The following is a 16,703-nucleotide window of genomic DNA, read 5'->3' as shown; positions in this document are numbered from 1 at the left end:
GTGACCTGGCGGAAGTCGACCTACAGCGGGCAAGAGGCCGAGTGCGTGGAAGTGGCGCTCGCCCCGGTGGTGCGGATCCGCGACACGAAGGACCGCCCGGGCGGAACCCTCGAAATCACCACCCGATCGTGGGACGCCCTCCTCACCGACCTGCGTTAGCGACGAAGTTCGCCGAGTTCGGTCCCTCGCGCTCGAGATAATGCCCCCGGGTGTGCTCGGCGAAGCCGAACTGGCGGTACAGCCCGTGCGCGTCGGCGGTGTGGAGCATCCAGCGGAACCGGGCGCCGAGACCGTTGTCGATCATCTCCCGCACGATCTCCTTGCCGAGGCCGCTGCCGCGGGCGGAGTCGACGACGAAGACGTCGGCGAGGTACGCGGACGAGACGCCGTCCGAGAAGGCGCGGGCGAACCCCACCATCGAGCCGTTCCGGTAGGCGCCGACGACCCGCCACGAGCCGTCGATGGCCGCTTCGACCTGCGCACGCGTGCGCCAGCGGCCCCAGTAGGCCTCGGTGGAGAGGAACTTCCACACCACCTCGAGGTCCAGCCGCGCGCGGTCGTCGTCGAGCTCGTAATCCCCAAAAGTCCGCATGATCCGAAACTAAAACAGCCGTCAACGCGGTTTCAGCAGGTAGTCCACCACCGGACGCAGCTCGTCGGCCGACGGCGGCCCGTCGTCGATCAGGCCCTGGATGAGCAGCCCGTCGATACCCGCGAGGAACACCCGGAACGCCACTTCGTCGTCGTGGCGGACCATCGACGTCAGGACGTCCAGCCAGCGACGTGCGGCCGGCCGCAGCTCCGGCTTGCGCGCGGCCAAGAGGTACAGCTCGTACTCCGCCATCGTGCGCCCGCGCCGCGGCCCCAGCGCCTCGGCGAGCAGGCCCGCGACCTCCTCGGCGCCGCGCGACCCGCGGGACCGGGCCCGGTCGATCATCCAGTAGACCTCGGTGGCCATGTCGCGGGCGCACGAGATGAGCGTGGCGACCAGGAGGTCGTCCAGCGACGAGAAGTGGTAGGTCGTGGACGTCGTCGGCACGCCGGCCTCGGCCGCGACCGTCCGGTGGGTGACGCCCGCGACGCCGTCGCGCTCGATGATCCGCAGCGTGGCCTCGATGAGTTCGGTGCGCCGCTTCTCGCCACGCGCCTTACGGCCGTCCACTTGCAGCTTCACCATGGGGTGAAAACTACCTGAACGATCGTCCCGAAACAAAGAGCGACGTACACCACATCGGTGGGACTTAGGGCCACTCAACGGGTTACTCATCAGTAAGGACGGTTAGTCTCCCGGCACCACCACAGTTTTTCCGGACGAAAGGCACCCGAACGATGGGCGCTCTGCAACTGACGCTCGGCGGGATCTCCGTCGTGCTCGGCCTCGTCGCCTGGGGCATGTTCGCCGCGACGATCGCCCGTTTCGTGCGGGTGATCCGCCTCGGGCAGCCCGACTCGACGCGCAACGGGCCGTTCATGCCGCGCATGAAGACGCTGATCAAGGAGTTCGCCGCGCACACGCGGATGAACCGCAAGCGGAGCGTCGGCCCGGCCCACTGGCTCGTCATGTGGGGCTTCCTGCTCGGCTCGCTCGCGCTGTTCGAGGCCTACGGCGAGGTCTTCGTCCCGACGTGGGGCTGGCCGATCCTCGACGACTTCCCGCCGTTCCAGCTGCTCATGGAGCTGCTCGGGCTCGGCACGATCGTCGGCATCCTGGTCCTGATGGCGATCCGGCAGCGCAACCACCCGCGCCGCGCCGACCGCCAGTCGCGCTTCGCCGGCTCCAACTTCAAGTGGGCGTACTTCATCGAGGCCGTCGTCCTGATCGAGGGCATCGGCATCATCGGCGTCCGGGCCGCGAAGTCCGCGCTGAACACCCACGAAGGGCCGCTGTGGGCGTCCTTCGTCTCGAACCCGATCGGCCAGCTGCTCCCGGCCAGCCCGAACCTGGTGACGATCTTCGCGTTCGTCAAGCTGATGAGCGCCACGGTCTGGCTGATCGTCGTCGCGCGCACCATGACCATGGGCATCGCGTGGCACCGCTTCAGCGCCTTCTTCAACATCTACTTCAAGCGCGAGGCCGACGGCGGCGTCGCACTGGGCGCGCTCAAGCCGATGATGAGCGGCGGCAAGGTCCTCGACCTCGAGGAAGCCGACCCCGACGAGGACACCTTCGGCGTCGGCAAGATCGAGGACTTCAGCTGGAAGGGCTGGCTGGACTTCTCGACGTGCACCGAGTGCGGCCGCTGCCAGGAGCAGTGCCCCGCGTGGAACACCGGTAAGCCGCTGTCGCCGAAGCTGCTCATCACGCAGCTGCGTGACCACGCCTACGCGAAGGCGCCGTACCTGCTGGCGGGCGGCAAGCGCGACATGGCGGGCGACGAAGTCGGCCTGTCCGGCGACAACATGTACGCGGGCATCGACGTCCTGGCGATCGCGGAGTCCCAGAAGACGCTGATCGGCGATGACGGCGGCGTCATCGACCCCGACGTGCTCTGGTCCTGCACGAGCTGCGGCGCCTGCGTCGAGCAGTGCCCGGTCGACATCGAGCACGTCGACCACATCGTCGACATGCGCCGCTACCAGGTGATGATCGAGTCGTCGTTCCCCAGCGAGCTGAACGGCATGTTCAAGAACCTGGAGAACAAGGGCAACCCGTGGGGCCAGAACGCCAAGGACCGGCTGGCTTGGACCGAGGAGCTCGACTTCGAGGTCCCGGTGTTCGACGGCGACATGGGTGACGCCGAGTACCTGTTCTGGGTCGGCTGCGCCGGCGCGTTCGAAGACCGCGCGAAGAAGACGACGCGCGCGGTCGCCGAGCTGCTGCACATGGCCGACGTCAAGTACAAGGTGCTCGGTTCGGAGGAGTCCTGCACCGGTGACCCGGCCCGCCGCGCGGGCAACGAGTTCCTGTTCCAGATGCTGGCCCAGCAGAACGTCGAGGTGCTGAACTCGGTGTTCGAGGGCCGCGAGCGCAAGGCCCGCAAGGTCGTCGTGACCTGCGCGCACTGCTTCAACACCCTCGCCAACGAGTACCCGGAGCTGGGCGGCCAGTTCGACGTCGTGCACCACACGCAGCTGCTGAACCGCCTGGTGCGGGAGAAGCAGCTGGTGCCGGTGGCGCCGGTCGCCGAGGACGTCACCTACCACGACCCGTGCTACCTCGGCCGCCACAACAAGGTGTACGAGGCGCCGCGCGAGCTGGTCGGCGCGACCGGCGCGCAGCTGCGCGAGATGCCGCGGCACGGCGACAAGTCGATGTGCTGCGGCGCGGGCGGCGCGCGGATGTGGATGGAAGAGAAGATCGGCAAGCGGATCAACATCGAGCGCGTCGACGAGGCGCTCGGCACCGCGCCGTCGAAGATCGCCACCGGCTGCCCGTTCTGCAAGGTGATGCTGAACGACGGCCTCACCGCCCGGCAGGCCGACGGCAGCGCGAGCGAGAAGGTCGAGATCGTCGACGTCGCGCAGATGCTGCTGGAGTCGGTCAAGCGGAAGCCGGAACCGAAGCCGATCGCCCTCGGAGCGCCGTCACTCACGGAGGAGTGACACATTTCCCGAGAACGCACGGCCCCGGTCAGGACTCTGACCGGGGCCGTTTTCGTGATCGGCAAGATTGGCAATCAGGTAGCCATTCCACTACCCATTGTCACACCTTTGTCCTGTCCGGCAGGCCCGCTAGCTGGGACTTCGTGAAAGTAATCGTTTTCTTGAAAGATGTTCATGATAATCACCGAAATGGCCCATCAGGTTGAGGAGAAACGACGGCCTGAACCCTGGACAAGCGGCGTATCCTGGCCTTTCCTCGCCGCCGCCGTTGCCAGCGAGGGCACCATTGACGATCAAGGAATCAGGGGGCGGCACGGATGGCCGAGGACCGGCGGACCACTACGACCGGCCGACACGCACTCCACCCCATCCCGGACGACATCCGGCTTGCCCAGGACTACGTACCCACGCAGCGCACCCTCGTGCGCCCGTACGTCCTCACGCGCGGCCGGACGCAATCCCGGCGGCACCTCGCCATCGAAGCGATGGTCTCGACGCGGGCCGAGGCGCACTGGGACGGTGCCCGGCTGACCGGGGAGATCCGCTCGGTGCGCTCGCTGTGCCTGCACCCGCGTTCGGTCGCCGAGGTCGCGGCCACACTGAGCGTGCCGCTCGGCGTCGCGCGCGTCCTGCTCGACGACATGGCCGAACAGGGCCTGGTGACCATCCACGACAGCCGGACCAGCGCCGACGGCCGGCCGGCGATGGCGCTCATGGAACGCGTTCTGCACGGCCTGCGCCGCCTCTGAGCACTACGCTCACCAAGGTGAGCGAGGAATCCGGGAACTCCGGCGGCGAAAGCACCCTGACCGTCCTGCTCGCCGGTGGGGTGAACCTGGCGATCGCCATCATGAAGCTGATCGCGGGCATCATCACCGGCTCGGGCGCGATGCTGTCCGAAGCGGCGCACTCGGTGGCCGACACGATCACCGAGGTCCTGCTGCTGACCGCGTTGAAGCGCTCGGAGCGCCCGGCCGACCGCGTGCACCCCTTCGGCTACGGCAAGGAGCGGTACTTCTGGTCGCTGCTCGCGGCCGTCTCGATCTTCGCCTCGGGCGCGATGTTCGCGCTCTACGAGGGCGTTTCGACACTGTTGGGGCACGGCGAGGCGCAGAGCACGTCGCTGCTCAGCTACATCGTCCTGGCGGTGGCGTTCCTGCTCGAAGGCACGTCATGGCTGCAGGCCGTGCGCCAGGTCGTCCGGGAGTCCAAGGCCGAGCAGCAGTCGATGTGGACCTACCTGCGGCTGATCGACGACCCGACGCCGAAGACGGTGCTGTTCGAGGACTCGGCCGCGCTGGTCGGCCTGCTGCTCGCGTTCGGCGGCATCGGCCTGCACCAGCTCACCGGCTCCGAGGTCTGGGACGGCGTCGCGTCGATCGCCATCGGCCTGCTGCTCGCCTGCGTCGCCTACCTGCTCGGCCGCACCAACCGCGGCCTGCTCGTCGGCCGCCAGGCCGACCCCAGGCTGGTCCGCGGCATCCGCGACCACCTGACCGCCGCGCCGGAGATCGAGGCCGTCGTGGACCTGCAGACCATGCTGATGGGCACCGACCAGGTGCTGGTCTGCACCCGCGTCGACTTCGACGACTCGCTCGGCGCCGCGGACCTCGAACGCGCCTGCGTCCGGCTCGCGGCCGAGCTGACGCAGACGTTCAACGACGTCACCGAGGTGTTCATCGAGCCCGTGCCGCGATCCGATCCGGATCTGCGGGCGACGGTGCTGGCGCGCTACGGCGACATCGCCGAGCGGTGGAGCAAGCCTTCGCCTCAGTAACCGAAGTCCTGGACCCAGTACCAGCCCGTGGTGGTGACGCCGACGCCGATCTTCTTGAGCGTGCAGTTCAGGATGTTCGCGCGGTGGCCTTCGGAGTTCATCCAGGAGTCCATGACCTGCGCCGCGGACGTCTGCCCCCGCGCGATGTTCTCGGCACCCGGCTTCGGGTAACCGGCCTGCTTGATGCGCTGGTCGAACGTCGTGCCGTCGGGGCTGGTGTGGGAGAAGAAGTTCTCGGCCGACATCTGGTCGCTGAAGTCCTGCGCGGCCTTCGTGACGTGCGGTTCCTCGGTCAGCGGGTCGCAGCCTGCCTTCGCCCGTTCGTCGTTGACCAGCGTGATGACCTGGGCGGCCACGGAAGGCGCGACGCGGGCCGCGGGCTTGGTGCTCGGCGGCGGTGGCGGAGCTTCGGACGTCGAGGGCTGCGGCGCGGCGGACGTCTCGGTCGGCGTGGGTTCCGCGCTGGACGTCGTCGGGGCGGGGGCCGAGGTGGTGGGCGCGGCAGGCTGACCGGGGGTGGTGGTCTGAACCTTGCCGCCGGCGAGGTCGGTTCCGCTGCCACTGCCCGCGCCGGCGGGCGCGTTCGGCAGGACCAGCGCCGCGGCACCGAGCTCGGCGGTGTTTCCTTCCGCGGTGGCCATCCAGGTGCCTGCCGCGGCGGAGAAAACGCCGAGCAGCACACTGAGTGACACGATCACCACGTGCGCACGTTCACCAATGGGGGACACGGCGCAGGAACGTATCACGGGACAATTACGACGAGAACCCCGCGAACGCACTGGTCACATTTTCCGTCGGTGACAGGCATCGATTTCGAGGCAATCGGGCGCTTCCGCGTTACTCCATTCAGCTCATTCGAACGACGAAAGCCGCTTCGCCGGACGCTGTCACCGGACGCCGGGCCGGGTCTTGACCGGTGGCGGTTGCTTTGCTCCTGAAGCCAACTTTGCCCGCGATCGTTGTGCAGGTGTACGAGATTTCGGCGTCAACGGCCAGTTCCGGCGCGGTGTGCGCGCAGGACGGCGTGTGGTCGTCGACGACTCTCACGTCGGCGAGCGGGACGTCACCGGTGTTCTTGACCAGGATCGAAAACGTGACGGTGCCGCCTTCCCGGAGTTCGTAGGGAGCCGCGTCTTTCATCACGGCGATCTCAGGGTGGACTACGTCGACTTTTGCGTCACCAACTGATTGCACCGTGCGACCACTCGGATCAATTCCGGTGATCTCGAGAGCTTGCGCGAAGTCGTCGCCGGGCGCTTTGCGGGTGCAGGTGTACGTCTTGACCGCGCCCGCCGGGACGGTGTCGAACTTGTTCGCGCAGGTCGTTTGCTCGTCCACAACGGACACTCCGGTGAGCGGGACGTCGCCGGTGTTGTGCGCGGTGACGGCGAAGGTGACTTCGTCGCCTGCTCGGACCGTCCGGGGTGTCGCGTCGATCGTGAGCTTCACGGCCGGGTGGATGACGTCGATCTCGTCGGTGTCTGCTGCCGTCAACGGTGGGCCGACCGGGGCGTCCGCCGTTGCCCTCGCGGTCCTGGCTTCGTCGTCGGCCGGGGCGGTCGTGACGCAGTCGGACTTCTGCGTGGCACCGGCTTCGAGTTGGTCGAAGGTCTTGGCGCAGGACCGGCTCTGGATGTGGACGGCGGTCAGCGGGACGTCGCCGGTGTTGGTGACGGTGAGGGTGGAGGTGACGGTGTCGCCGGGGCGGAAGGGGCCGCCGTGGACGTCCTGCGTGAGCTCGAGGGCGGGGTGCAGGACGGTGTAGGCCGCATCGTCGGTCGCGCTGACCTGGCGTTTCACCGGATCGGTGCCGTTTGCGGTGGCGGAGCTCACGAAACTGTCGGTGCCGGCGTCTACCTTGCAAGAGCGGCGCTGCCGGGCGCCGGGGAGGAGGGTGCCGATGGTTTGAGCGCACGCCGGAGTGCTGTCCACAAGGGACACGTCGGTCAGCGGGACATCACCGGTGTTCGTGACGACGAGGGTGAACGTGACGGCATCGCCGGGCCGGACGCGCGCGGGCGTGGCGTCGTTGGTGACGGTGATCGCGGGATGGATGACGTCGACACCGGCGGAAGCGGAGGCGCTCACGGGCCGATTCGTGGCATCGGTACCGGTGGCTTTGGCAACAGCGGCAAAGTCGGTTTCACCGGCGGCTTGGGTGCAGCTGTAGGTGAGTTTCGCCTGCGGTTCGAGCCGCCCCAGGGACTTGGCGCAGCCCGGGGCCCGCTCGTCGACGACGGCGACGTCCTGGAGCGCACTGTCACCGGTGTTGGCGACGGTGATGGTCGAGGTCACGGCGTCGCCGACACGAACGACGGCGGGGTCGACGGTCCGGCTGATCGCAACGGCGGGGTGAATGACGTCGACGGCGGCGCTGCCGGACGCGGCGACATCCGCGCCGACGGGTGGGGTGGCGACAATCCGGACGCTGCGGGTGACATCGTCGGCCGGGGCTGTGGTGGTGCAGGCGAAGTCGCGCGAGGTGCCGGGGTCGAGGGTGCCGTCGAGGGTCTGGGTGCAGCTGGTGGCTGGGGTCTGGGTCGCCGGGGCTTGGGTGGCCGGGGCTTGGGTGGCCGGGGTTTGGGCGGCAGGGGTTTGGGCGGCCGGATTTTGGGTGGCGGAGGCGGCAGCTCGTGCGCCGGTGCCCGACGCTGCGGCAGGTAGCCCGTCGATGGCTCGCGGGCCGGTGGCCTGCGCGTCCGTGCCTCGCGTGGCCGTGGCTGGCGTGTGCGTGGCATCCGTCCCCATGGCTCGCGCGCCGGTGACCTGCGCGTCCGTGACCCGGAGGCTCGCCAGCGGCACGTCACCGGTGTTGCGAACCGTGATCCGGAACGGCACCTTGTCGCCCTCGCGGAACGGGCCGCCCGTCACCTCGGTCGTGATCGCGACCGCCGGGTGCTGGACCGCGAACGCCCCCTCCGCGGCCGCCGTCACCGGGCGGGTCGTCGGGTCCGTGCCCGTCAGCGTCGGCTTGTTCGCGAAGCCGGCCGTGCCCGCGAGCGTCGTGCACGTGTACTCCTGCTGCGCCTGCGGCTGAAGCGCGCCGAACCGCTTCGCGCACGCCGGGACCTGGTCGTCCGCGACCGTGACCTCGGTGAGCGGCACGTCGCCCGGGTTGGCCGCGGTGATCGTCCAGGTCACCGTGTCACCCTCGCGGACCTGGGCCGGTGTCGCGCGCACGGCCAGCCTGACCGCCGGGTGGATCACGTCCACCGCCGCGTCGTCGGTGACCTTCACCGCGCGGCCGAGCTGGTCCTTGCCGGTGGCCGTGGCCGTCGTGGCGAAGTCGTCCGGCGGGGCTGGGGCGGTGCACGTGTAGGTGACCGTCGCGCCCGGGGCCAGGGCGCCGATCGCCTTGGCGCACGCCGGGACGTCGTCCGTCACGGCCACCTCGGTCAGCGGTGCGTCGCCGGCGTTGGCGGCCGTCACCGTGAACGTGACCGGGTCGCCGGCGCGCGCGATGGCGGGCGTGGCGTCCTTCGTGAGCGTCAGCGCCGGGGTGATGACTGTGACCGTCGCCGACGCGCTGGCCGTCACGGGCCGGCCGGCCAGGTCGGTTCCGGTCGCTGTCACCTGGGACGTCGCGGTCCGGGAAGGGTTCGCCGTGCACGTGTACGTCTGCGTCGCACCCGCGGCCAGGCCGGCGAAGGTGTGGGCGCACGCCGACGTCGTGTCGTCGGTGAGCTTCACCGGTGCGAGCGGGCTGTCGCCGGTGTTGCGCACCGCGACCGTCCAGGTGACGGCGTCGCCCGCGTGGATCACCGGGGGGTCCGCGGTCTTGGTGACCTCGACCGCGGGCGCGATCGTCGGCGCGGGCGCGTCGGCCGTCGCCGTGAGCTGCTTGCCGAGCTCGTCGGTGCCGACCGCGCTCGCCGTGTTGACGCCGTCGGCGATCGGCGCCTTCGCGGCGCACGTCGTCGTGCGGCTTTCGTCCGGCGCGAGCGCTCCGGTGAGAGCGCACGACGGCGTCTTCGGGTCGGCGATCTCGACGCCGGACAGCCCCGTGTCGCCGGTGTTCGTGACCTTGATCGTGAACGTCGCGACGTCGCCGGCGCGGTATGCGGGCCGGTCGGCCGTCTTCGTCATGCCCAGCGCCGGGTGCAGGACGTCGACGGGGGCGCTTGCCACGCCGTTGAGTGCGTCGCCGAGCGCGCTCGTGCCCGTCGCCTTCGCGGTGTTCGTGAAGTCGTCGGGCGGTGCGGTTCCGGTGCACGTGTAGCTGACCGTCTGATGCGGGGCGAGCGTGCCGAGCGGTTTGGCGCAGCCCGGGACGGCCGGGTCGGCGACCTCGACCCCGGACGCCGGGACGTCGCCCGGGTTGGTCACGACGACGGCGAACGTCACCGGCTCACCGGCGTGCGCCTTCGGCCGGGTGGCGCGCACCGCGATCTGGAGTTCGGGCACCGGCACCGAAAACGCGAGGTTCTGCGCCAGGATGGCGTCGCCGCTGGTGACGAAGCCGAGCTTCGTGCTCGTCGCGCCGGCGGGGATGCTGTCAACGTTGAACGCCTTCGCGTCGACGCTGAAGTTGTTCTTCGCGCCCGGCGCCGCGGCGGTTTCGGCGTTGGAGATGAAGAAATTGGCCGTGCCGCCGGTCGCGGGCTCGGCGGCCGGGGTGCCGTCGACCAGGAACTGGTCGCCGGACGCGCCCCAGTCGCCGTCGTAGGCCGTGACGCCGAGGTGTGCGTCGGCGGCCGCGGCGCGGAAGCCGGTGATCGTCGCCTCCGCCGCCGGGGCGCCGGCGGTCTGCCGGACGTGGCCGTCGTAGACGACCACCTTGCGCTTGTTGGGCGCGTAGTCCGCGTTGCGCTCCGGGTAGGCGTAGACGAGCGCGATCGACCAGCCGCCCGCGCAGTCGAAACCCCGCAAAGCCCAGACGTTCCCGACCGTCACGTCGAAGACGGCAGGAACTTTCGCGAAGAGGCCGGTCACGTCGGCGCGCGCCGAGTAGTAACCGCCGTCCTCGACGTACCCCGAGGGCGCGACGTCCACGGATTCCGCGCTGCCGACGGAAAGCCGGACGTTCTGCTTCGCGGGCGTTCCGGGCGGCGCGACCGCCGAGGGACCGCAGGTGGTGCTGCCGGCCCAGTTCAGCCGGGCGAAGACGACGCGAGCTCCCGGCGGGACGCCCACCGACGCGCTCGCCGAGTCGAACGTGCCCGGGTCGGCGTCGACGTCGGCCCACTGCATGAAGAAGTCGTCGTTGGCGAGCGTGTCCTTGCGGTCGGCGGTGTTCGCGCACGCCGCGGGGGTCGCGACCGTCCCGGTCGTCGGCGCGCTGTCGGCAGCGACCGGGCAGCGCAGGACGCCGTTGCCCGCATAGACGAAGTCGCCGTAGACCACGTCGTCGTAGCCCACCTCGAACGGTGGCGCGGCGGCCGCACCCGCCGACGGCACGAAGGCCGAGGCCAGGAAGACCAGAACCAGCACGAGAATCGGGCGAAGCGGTCTGTCGGGTAACGGCACTCCTCGCCACCTCCGGGGCCGAGACGACCTTGGGAGCGTGGCACGAGACCCGGTTTTACGCCGTCAAACTCACTCGTTCGTGAGCCCGGCGCCGGAGCCGGTCAGCTTCTCCGTCGACTCGTGGGTGAGGGCGGTGGCGGCCTGGACGAACCCGATGACCGTCCGGAGCTCGTCGTCGGTGTAGCGGTCGCAGAGCTCGTACATGCCTTTGACGAGGTGGTCCCACAGGTGCACTCCACTCGCAATGGACTGCAGGTCCAGGGCGATGAGGATCTTGCGCCGGTCCTCCGGGTGCGGCTCGCGGTTGACGATCCCCTTGCGTTCCAGCCGGTCGATCATCGCCGTCACCGAAGCGGGCGCGAGCCCCGACAGCCGGGCAAGATCCTTCGGCGTCTGCGGCCCGAAGCGCGCGAGGTAGTCCAGGACCTTGCTCTCCACCGCCGACAACCCCCGGGTCTCGGAGATCGCGGTGTGGAACATGACCGTCTCCGTCGACAGCTCCCGCGACCTGAGCAGGACTTCTTCGACGAGTTTCGTTCGCTCGCTTGACACGGCGACCAGCCTAGCCCACTCTTTAGTTCGACAGAACGAATTACTTTCTAAGACATTCGAGGGGTCGAAACACATGACACGGGCACTGATCATCGGGGGCGGCGTCGCGGGCACGATCACGGCCATCGCCCTGCACGAAGCCGGGCACGAGCCGCTGCTGTTCGAGGCGTACGACCGCGGTGCCGAGGGCGTCGGCGCGTTCCTGACGCTGGCCGTCAACGGCCTGGACGCGTTGCTCCCGCTCGGCCTCAAGGACGTCGTCCGCAGCGCGGGCTTCGACTCACCGCGGATGTCGATCGGGCTCGGCAACGGCACGCGGCTCGCCGAATTCCCCCTGGGCGGCGCCCTCCCGGACGGCACGGTGAGCCAGACCGTCCTCCGTTCCGACCTCTACGTGGCGTTGCGCGACGAGGCCGCGCGGCGCGGCATCCGCGTCGAGTACGGCAAACGCCTGATCGGCGCGAGCCAGACGGACACGCACGTCAGAGCGGACTTCTCCGACGGCTCGCACGCGCAGGGCGACCTCCTGATCGGCGCCGACGGCCTCCGCTCCCGCGTCCGCACGATCATCGACCCGGACGCGCCGTCACCGCGGTACGTCCCGCTGCTGAACACCGGCGGGTTCGCCGAAGGCCTGGACCTGCCCGACGAGCCGGGCGTGCTGAACATGGTCTTCGGCAAGCGCGTGTTCTTCTGCCACGTCATCAGCACGGACGGCCGCGTCTGGTGGTTCGCGAACCCGGCCCGCAAGACCGAACCCACCGCGTCCGAGCTGGCCACGCTCGCCGGCGAGAAGCTGCGCACCGAGCTCCTGCACCTGGTGGCCCGCGACCGGACCCCGGCCGCCGAGATCATCCGCGCGACGCGGGAGATCTACCCGGCCTGGCCGACGTACGACTTCCCGACGGTCCCGGTCTGGCACCGCGGCCGCATGGTGATCATCGGCGATGCGGCGCACGCGACGTCACCCGCGGCGGGGCAGGGCGCCTCGATGGCCATCGAGGACGCCGTCACGCTGGGCAAATGCCTTCGCGACGTGCCCGACATCCCCCGAGCGCTCGCCACCTACGAAAGTCTGCGGCGCGAGCGCGTCGAAGCCGTGGTCGCGGCCGGCAAGCGCAACGGCGACACCAAGGTCATCGGCCCGGTCGGCCGCGTCGTCCGCGACTTCTTCATCAAGCGGGCGTTCTCGAAGCCGTTCGACGAAGACCCGAACGCCTTCATGTGGAACCACCACATCGACTGGAACGAGAAGGTCCGGAATTAACGCCAGGTGTCCACGCGGTGGAAGTTCTTGTACGCCCGGCTCGGGGTGGGACCGCGCTGCCCCTGGTAGCGGGACCCGGCTTCGCTGGAGCCGTACGGGTGCTCGGCCGCGCTGGAGAGCCGGAAGATGCACAGCTGGCCGATCTTCATGCCGGGCCAGAGCGTGATCGGCAGGTTCGCCACGTTCGACAGCTCCAGGGTGATGTGCCCGGAGAAGCCGGGGTCGATGAACCCGGCGGTCGAGTGCGTGAGCAGCCCCAGCCGGCCGAGCGACGACTTGCCCTCGAGCCGGCCGGCGAGGTCGTCGGCCAGGGCGACGCGCTCGAACGTCGAGCCGAGCACGAACTCGCCGGGGTGCAGCACGAAGGGCTCCTCGCCCTCCTTTTCGACCAGCGAGGTCAGCTCGTCCTGCTGCAGCTGCGGGTCGATGTGGGTGTACTTGCTGTTGTCGAAGACGCGGAAGAACCGGTCGAGCCGGACGTCGATGCTGGACGGCTGGACCATGCCGGCATCGAAGGGGTCGATGCCGAGCCGGCCGGCGTCGAGCTCTTTGCGGAGGTCACGGTCACTGAGCAGCACGGCCCGAAGCCTATCCGGTGGGTTCAGGCCGCCCGCATGTGCTGCGCGTAGGTCGTGTCCGGCGCGAAGATCTTCTCGAGCCGCTTCACGTACCCGCGGCGCCCGGCCTGCCCGATCCGTTCCTGCAGCGCGGTGGCCCCCGGGATGAACCGCCGCACGGTCTCGGCGGCGAAGTTGACGCCCGCGACGGCGACGATCGCGGCCTGCGCGACGGGATCGTTCGGCAGCCCGAGGAAGTCGGCGTTGGTCTTCCCGAGCACGAGCCGGCTGATCGACGAGTGCACGGCGACGGAGACGTGCGAGAGCACCTTCCCGACGGCCCCGCGCCCTTCGCCGACGGCGGCGTTGGCCTCGATCAACGCCTTCGCGAGCCGCTTCGAGTCGTCGTCCGGGATGAACTCGGTGGCGGCGAGCAGCCACAGCAGCCGCCAGGCGTCCTCTTCGGAGGCGGGCAGCAGCTCGTCGTCGACGCCCATGAGCCAGCCGATGTAGCGCCAGAGGTGCAGGATGTCGCCGCGTTCACGGGCGGAGTAGCGGAGGCCGAGCAGTTGCGTGCCGAAGACGTAGACGAGCGAGAAGAGCAGCAGCGTCCCGGCGGTCTGCACCTGGTTGACGGGCCGATCCCAGGCGGCGTAGTCCCAGTCGTCCCGCCGATTCATGGCGGCGCGCACGTGGGCGTGCACGAGCCGGATCCGCAGCGCGGAGGCGTACCCCTTCCCACCGTGCTTGAGGGCACCGGGCGTGGTGACGTCGATCCACCAGGCGGCGGTCTCGACCAGCCTCCGGGTGGCCTTGTATTCGATCTCCCCGGTCCCGACCAGGGATTTCGTGGCCCGCGAGGCGAGGTAGCCGCCCATCAGCGACATGTCTCCCAGCGGGAAGAGCCCCAGCAGCCCGGCCCGCGTGATGGCTTTCGCGCCCCGCTCGAGCCGTTCGTCGTCGACCCAGTAGGGCTTGGCGTCGACCTGGTCGAAGAAGTCCTTGAGCGGCCCGGTCGCGCTGCTTCGGTTCACGAGGGCGTCTTCGAAGAGGGCGCGCCCCTGCCCCTTGGGCTGCTGCGCCATCCAGGCGACGACGTCGTCGGCGAGCCGGTCCTGCACCTGGGCGAACTCCCGCAGGCGCGCGACCTGCCGCTCGTCACCCCGGATGTCACCTTCGATGAACAGCCGCTGGGCCAGCCGGAACCCGCCTTGCCGGAACAGCTCGGGCTCGTCCATGCCGCTCACCTCCGCCAGTCGACAACAAGTGTTGTCACATGACGCGCGCGAGTCAAGGAGGAGGGCACTGGACAGGGGGATCACGATGCCGTGTATGCTGGCGACGCACTGCGGATGTAGTTCAATGGTAGAACATCAGCTTCCCAAGCTGAATACGCGGGTTCGATTCCCGTCATCCGCTCTCATAGAGAAGCCCCAGGTCACACGGTGTCTACTGTGGACCTGGGGCTTCTGCTCGTACCGGGTCGGGTCGGTTCATGTGCCATTAGCGTGCCATTGATGCCCGAGCACCCCCGACACGAACCCCTGTTGCATCTCCACGCCCGCCGACAGCAGTGACCTACCTGGACACCAACTGCACCCGGGACTCGCGTCTACGTGAAGTGTCAATGAATACCGCGATCGAAGTTACAATAAATTGTTTCTACATTAAAAACCGCTTGCAAATTTTGATTCGCATGACACGTGTCAAAGTTAGCGCCTCGCGCCCCCGCCATGTCACATAAGCCCAGGTCAGACCAGCGAGCACGACGATTGTCGATAGTTTCACGCCTACGACGAAAGTTGCCCAATCATCAAACTACAGCAAGGAGGTCATGATTTTTGCGCAGCCCTCTAGGCTAGGCGCTGACCTTTTTATGGGCATCACCTGGCGGTGGTAATGCTGAAAAACCAGCGTTGAGTGCCGTGATGAGTGCGGCGGCGAGGAGCGCCTCGACTTGGAACGCAGTCGGTGCCGCCGCGAAGCCGCCGGCCACACTGGCTCCCGCAGCCATGCCGCTGAGCACCGCGAGGGTCACAGCACGTAGGCGGCGGCGCCGCTTCTCACGTGACTGTCGTGACCCCATGGCGCGCAGACTACCAGCTATAACGATCGTTATGTGTCCTTGTCGTCGGACCGCCGTTCGACATCGCCTACCTCTGCAGAGTCGGGCGGGATGCCCTTGCGGTGCCGGTCGACGAGCTTGGACAGCCGGTCCGCGATCTGCTTGTCGGCGTCGCTGGTCGCGCGCTGGTAGATCAGGGCCGCGCGCATGTCGTCGTGACCCATCCGCGCCATCAGATCCTTGGTCGACGTGCCCGCTTTCGACGCCCAGATGTTCCCGGCGTGCCGGAGGTCATGGAAGTGCAGCCCCTTGAGCCCCATCTTCTCCACGACCTCTGTCCACCGGGTCCGTTGGCTGAAATTCGGCCGGCGGACCGCGTGCCTAGCTCGCTCACCTGTGAAGAGCAGCGCGTCCTGCTCCGGCTTGACCCAGGTCTCCAGATGCCGGAGGAGGTCAGGCCGGACAGCCGTCGGGATGATCAGCGTCCGGACGCCAGCCCGCGACTTCGGCGGACCGACGACGAGCCCACGGCCGGGAACCTCGACCATCGCCCGCGACACCCGCACCCACGACGCGTCCTCAGCCAGGTCACATCGACGCAGCGCCGTCACCTCACCCCACCGCAGCGACCCGAACGCGGCGAGCAGGACCAGCGCCCGGAACCGCTCCGGCATCCGACTGGCCAAGTCGAAGACCTGGGCCACGGTGATCACCGGCCGTTCGTCAGGGTTCTCCTTGTCAGCACCACGGACCCGGCAGGGGTTGCGTGGGAGGATCTTGTCCTCATCAACGGCCGTGTTCAGGATCGCCCGGAGCAGCCGATACGACTTGGCCGTCACCGACTCCGAGACGCCCGCCGTCAGCCGGTCCGCCCGCCACTGGCGAATGACCGCCGTCGACAGCTTGCCCAGCTCGACCCCGCCGAGGTCCGGCGCGATGTGCTTACGTAGCAACCACTTGTACAGCTCGACCGTGCGCGGGCGAAGTCCCGGACGCTGAACGATCCACTGGTCCGCGTAGTCGCCGAGCTTGCGCTTCGCACGTTCCGGGTCGGTCCACTCGCCTTGCGTGATCTGTGTTTCCACTGCCGACAGCCACCGTTCCGCCGTCCGCTTGGTGCTGAACGTGTTCGGCGCGTTCCGCATGAGCCCATCCGGGCCGGGATAACGTGCCTGCCAGCGCCCGGACGGAAGTTGCCGAACATTCCCGAAACCGCGATGCCCTTGCTTGTTCGCCATGTCAGGCCGCCCTTCCCAGGTCCCGGCGGACCGACGCCCGCGTGATCGGCTCGACCCGGCCGGCCTGCATGAAGCTCTCCAGGTCTTCCAACGCGAACCGGACGTGCACCCCAGCCTTGTGAAACGCGATCCGTCGTTCGGCGATCAGCCGACGCACGAACCGAACCCCCGTGTTCAGGTAGACGGCCGCCTCATCAACCGTCAGGTACTTCTTTTCCATGCGATCCCCTCCCCAGGG

15 protein-coding genes and 1 tRNA gene are annotated in these 16,703 nt (G+C 68.8%); 6 read left to right on the top strand and 10 right to left on the bottom strand.

All coding sequences use genetic code 11. The features are described 5' to 3' along the window. On the top strand, nucleotides 1-159 hold the full coding sequence (locus tag ACFVYA_RS00325) for a DUF397 domain-containing protein (protein ID WP_387040624.1): 159 nt from the start codon (nucleotides 1-3) through the stop codon (nucleotides 157-159). Here the strand turns inward: ACFVYA_RS00325 and ACFVYA_RS00320 are convergent. Both ACFVYA_RS00320 and ACFVYA_RS00315 read right to left on the bottom strand, forming a co-directional pair. Beyond that, a complete protein-coding gene (locus tag ACFVYA_RS00320) occupies nucleotides 143-592 on the bottom strand; it encodes a GNAT family N-acetyltransferase (RefSeq protein WP_387040621.1) in 450 nt (149 codons plus the stop codon). The genes ACFVYA_RS00325 and ACFVYA_RS00320 overlap by 17 nt on opposite strands. A gap of 21 nt (nucleotides 593-613) precedes the next feature. Continuing rightward, complete coding sequence (locus ACFVYA_RS00315; RefSeq protein ID WP_387040959.1) at nucleotides 614-1,174, bottom strand: TetR/AcrR family transcriptional regulator; 561 nt, start codon at nucleotides 1,172-1,174, stop codon at nucleotides 614-616. A gap of 155 nt (nucleotides 1,175-1,329) precedes the next feature. Between ACFVYA_RS00315 and ACFVYA_RS00310 the strand changes: the two genes are divergently transcribed. From ACFVYA_RS00310 to ACFVYA_RS00300, 3 genes are all read left to right on the top strand, one after another. Further along, nucleotides 1,330-3,543, top strand: a complete 2,214-nt coding sequence (locus ACFVYA_RS00310; RefSeq protein ID WP_387040618.1) for a (Fe-S)-binding protein — start codon at nucleotides 1,330-1,332, stop codon at nucleotides 3,541-3,543. Between the two features lie 317 nt (nucleotides 3,544-3,860). After that, a complete protein-coding gene (locus tag ACFVYA_RS00305; protein ID WP_285987337.1) occupies nucleotides 3,861-4,292 on the top strand; it encodes a DUF742 domain-containing protein in 432 nt (143 codons plus the stop codon). 17 nt (nucleotides 4,293-4,309) lie between these two features. Further along, on the top strand, nucleotides 4,310-5,320 hold the full coding sequence (locus tag ACFVYA_RS00300) for a cation diffusion facilitator family transporter (RefSeq protein ID WP_387040614.1): 1,011 nt from the start codon (nucleotides 4,310-4,312) through the stop codon (nucleotides 5,318-5,320). Here ACFVYA_RS00300 and ACFVYA_RS00295 read toward each other — a convergent pair. From ACFVYA_RS00295 to ACFVYA_RS00285, 3 genes are all read right to left on the bottom strand, one after another. Continuing rightward, nucleotides 5,314-6,021 (bottom strand): CAP domain-containing protein, encoded by a 708-nt coding sequence (locus tag ACFVYA_RS00295; protein WP_387040611.1) that lies wholly within the window; start codon nucleotides 6,019-6,021, stop codon nucleotides 5,314-5,316. The two genes, ACFVYA_RS00300 and ACFVYA_RS00295, sit on opposite strands and share 7 nt — an antisense overlap. Before the next feature lie 145 nt (nucleotides 6,022-6,166). Next, nucleotides 6,167-10,750 (bottom strand): hypothetical protein, encoded by a 4,584-nt coding sequence (locus tag ACFVYA_RS00290; protein ID WP_387040609.1) that lies wholly within the window; start codon nucleotides 10,748-10,750, stop codon nucleotides 6,167-6,169. A 105-nt stretch (nucleotides 10,751-10,855) separates the two neighbouring features. Then, entirely contained in the window at nucleotides 10,856-11,338 is a 483-nt protein-coding gene (locus tag ACFVYA_RS00285; RefSeq protein ID WP_285987341.1) for a MarR family transcriptional regulator, read from the bottom strand. Nucleotides 11,339-11,411: 73 nt separating this feature from the next. On the opposite strand from ACFVYA_RS00285, the gene ACFVYA_RS00280 reads away from it, so the two are divergent. Further along, nucleotides 11,412-12,605, top strand: coding sequence for an FAD-dependent oxidoreductase (locus tag ACFVYA_RS00280; RefSeq protein WP_387040606.1), 1,194 nt, complete (start codon nucleotides 11,412-11,414; stop codon nucleotides 12,603-12,605). Here ACFVYA_RS00280 and dcd read toward each other — a convergent pair. Further along, on the bottom strand, nucleotides 12,602-13,183 hold the full coding sequence (dcd, locus tag ACFVYA_RS00275) for a dCTP deaminase (RefSeq protein WP_387040604.1): 582 nt from the start codon (nucleotides 13,181-13,183) through the stop codon (nucleotides 12,602-12,604). The genes ACFVYA_RS00280 and dcd overlap by 4 nt on opposite strands. A gap of 23 nt (nucleotides 13,184-13,206) precedes the next feature. Next, a complete protein-coding gene (locus ACFVYA_RS00270; protein ID WP_387040602.1) occupies nucleotides 13,207-14,400 on the bottom strand; it encodes an oxygenase MpaB family protein in 1,194 nt (397 codons plus the stop codon). Between the two features lie 110 nt (nucleotides 14,401-14,510). Here ACFVYA_RS00270 and ACFVYA_RS00265 point away from each other — a divergent pair. Next, nucleotides 14,511-14,581 (top strand) — tRNA-Gly (locus ACFVYA_RS00265). Between the two features lie 439 nt (nucleotides 14,582-15,020). Here the strand turns inward: ACFVYA_RS00265 and ACFVYA_RS00260 are convergent. From ACFVYA_RS00260 to ACFVYA_RS00250, 3 genes are all read right to left on the bottom strand, one after another. Further along, nucleotides 15,021-15,200 (bottom strand): hypothetical protein, encoded by a 180-nt coding sequence (locus ACFVYA_RS00260; RefSeq protein ID WP_387040599.1) that lies wholly within the window; start codon nucleotides 15,198-15,200, stop codon nucleotides 15,021-15,023. A 77-nt stretch (nucleotides 15,201-15,277) separates the two neighbouring features. After that, complete coding sequence (locus ACFVYA_RS00255) at nucleotides 15,278-16,372, bottom strand: tyrosine-type recombinase/integrase (protein ID WP_387040596.1); 1,095 nt, start codon at nucleotides 16,370-16,372, stop codon at nucleotides 15,278-15,280. Nucleotides 16,373-16,466: 94 nt separating this feature from the next. Continuing rightward, on the bottom strand, nucleotides 16,467-16,685 hold the full coding sequence (locus ACFVYA_RS00250; RefSeq protein WP_043784237.1) for an excisionase family DNA-binding protein: 219 nt from the start codon (nucleotides 16,683-16,685) through the stop codon (nucleotides 16,467-16,469). Nucleotides 16,686-16,703: the final 18 nt, after the last annotated feature.

This window comes from Amycolatopsis sp. NPDC058278 (assembly GCF_042881395.1).
GTDB lineage: Bacteria > Actinomycetota > Actinomycetes > Mycobacteriales > Pseudonocardiaceae > Amycolatopsis.
The sequence above is the reverse complement of the archived record's forward strand: the minus strand, read 5'-3'. Positions and strand labels throughout refer to the sequence as shown.

Bases quoted from the DNA above. Each gene is read 5' to 3' on its own strand.
- ACFVYA_RS00255 (WP_387040596.1), bottom strand. From the start codon at position 16,372: ATGCGGAACGCGCCGAACACGTTCAGCACCAAGCGGACGGCGGAACGG.
- ACFVYA_RS00280 (WP_387040606.1), top strand. From the start codon at position 11,412: ATGACACGGGCACTGATCATCGGGGGCGGCGTCGCGGGCACGATCACG.
- ACFVYA_RS00305 (WP_285987337.1), top strand. From the start codon at position 3,861: ATGGCCGAGGACCGGCGGACCACTACGACCGGCCGACACGCACTCCAC.
- ACFVYA_RS00320 (WP_387040621.1), bottom strand. From the start codon at position 592: ATGCGGACTTTTGGGGATTACGAGCTCGACGACGACCGCGCGCGGCTG.
- ACFVYA_RS00250 (WP_043784237.1), bottom strand. From the start codon at position 16,685: ATGGAAAAGAAGTACCTGACGGTTGATGAGGCGGCCGTCTACCTGAAC.
- ACFVYA_RS00270 (WP_387040602.1), bottom strand. From the start codon at position 14,400: ATGGACGAGCCCGAGCTGTTCCGGCAAGGCGGGTTCCGGCTGGCCCAG.
- ACFVYA_RS00310 (WP_387040618.1), top strand. From the start codon at position 1,330: ATGGGCGCTCTGCAACTGACGCTCGGCGGGATCTCCGTCGTGCTCGGC.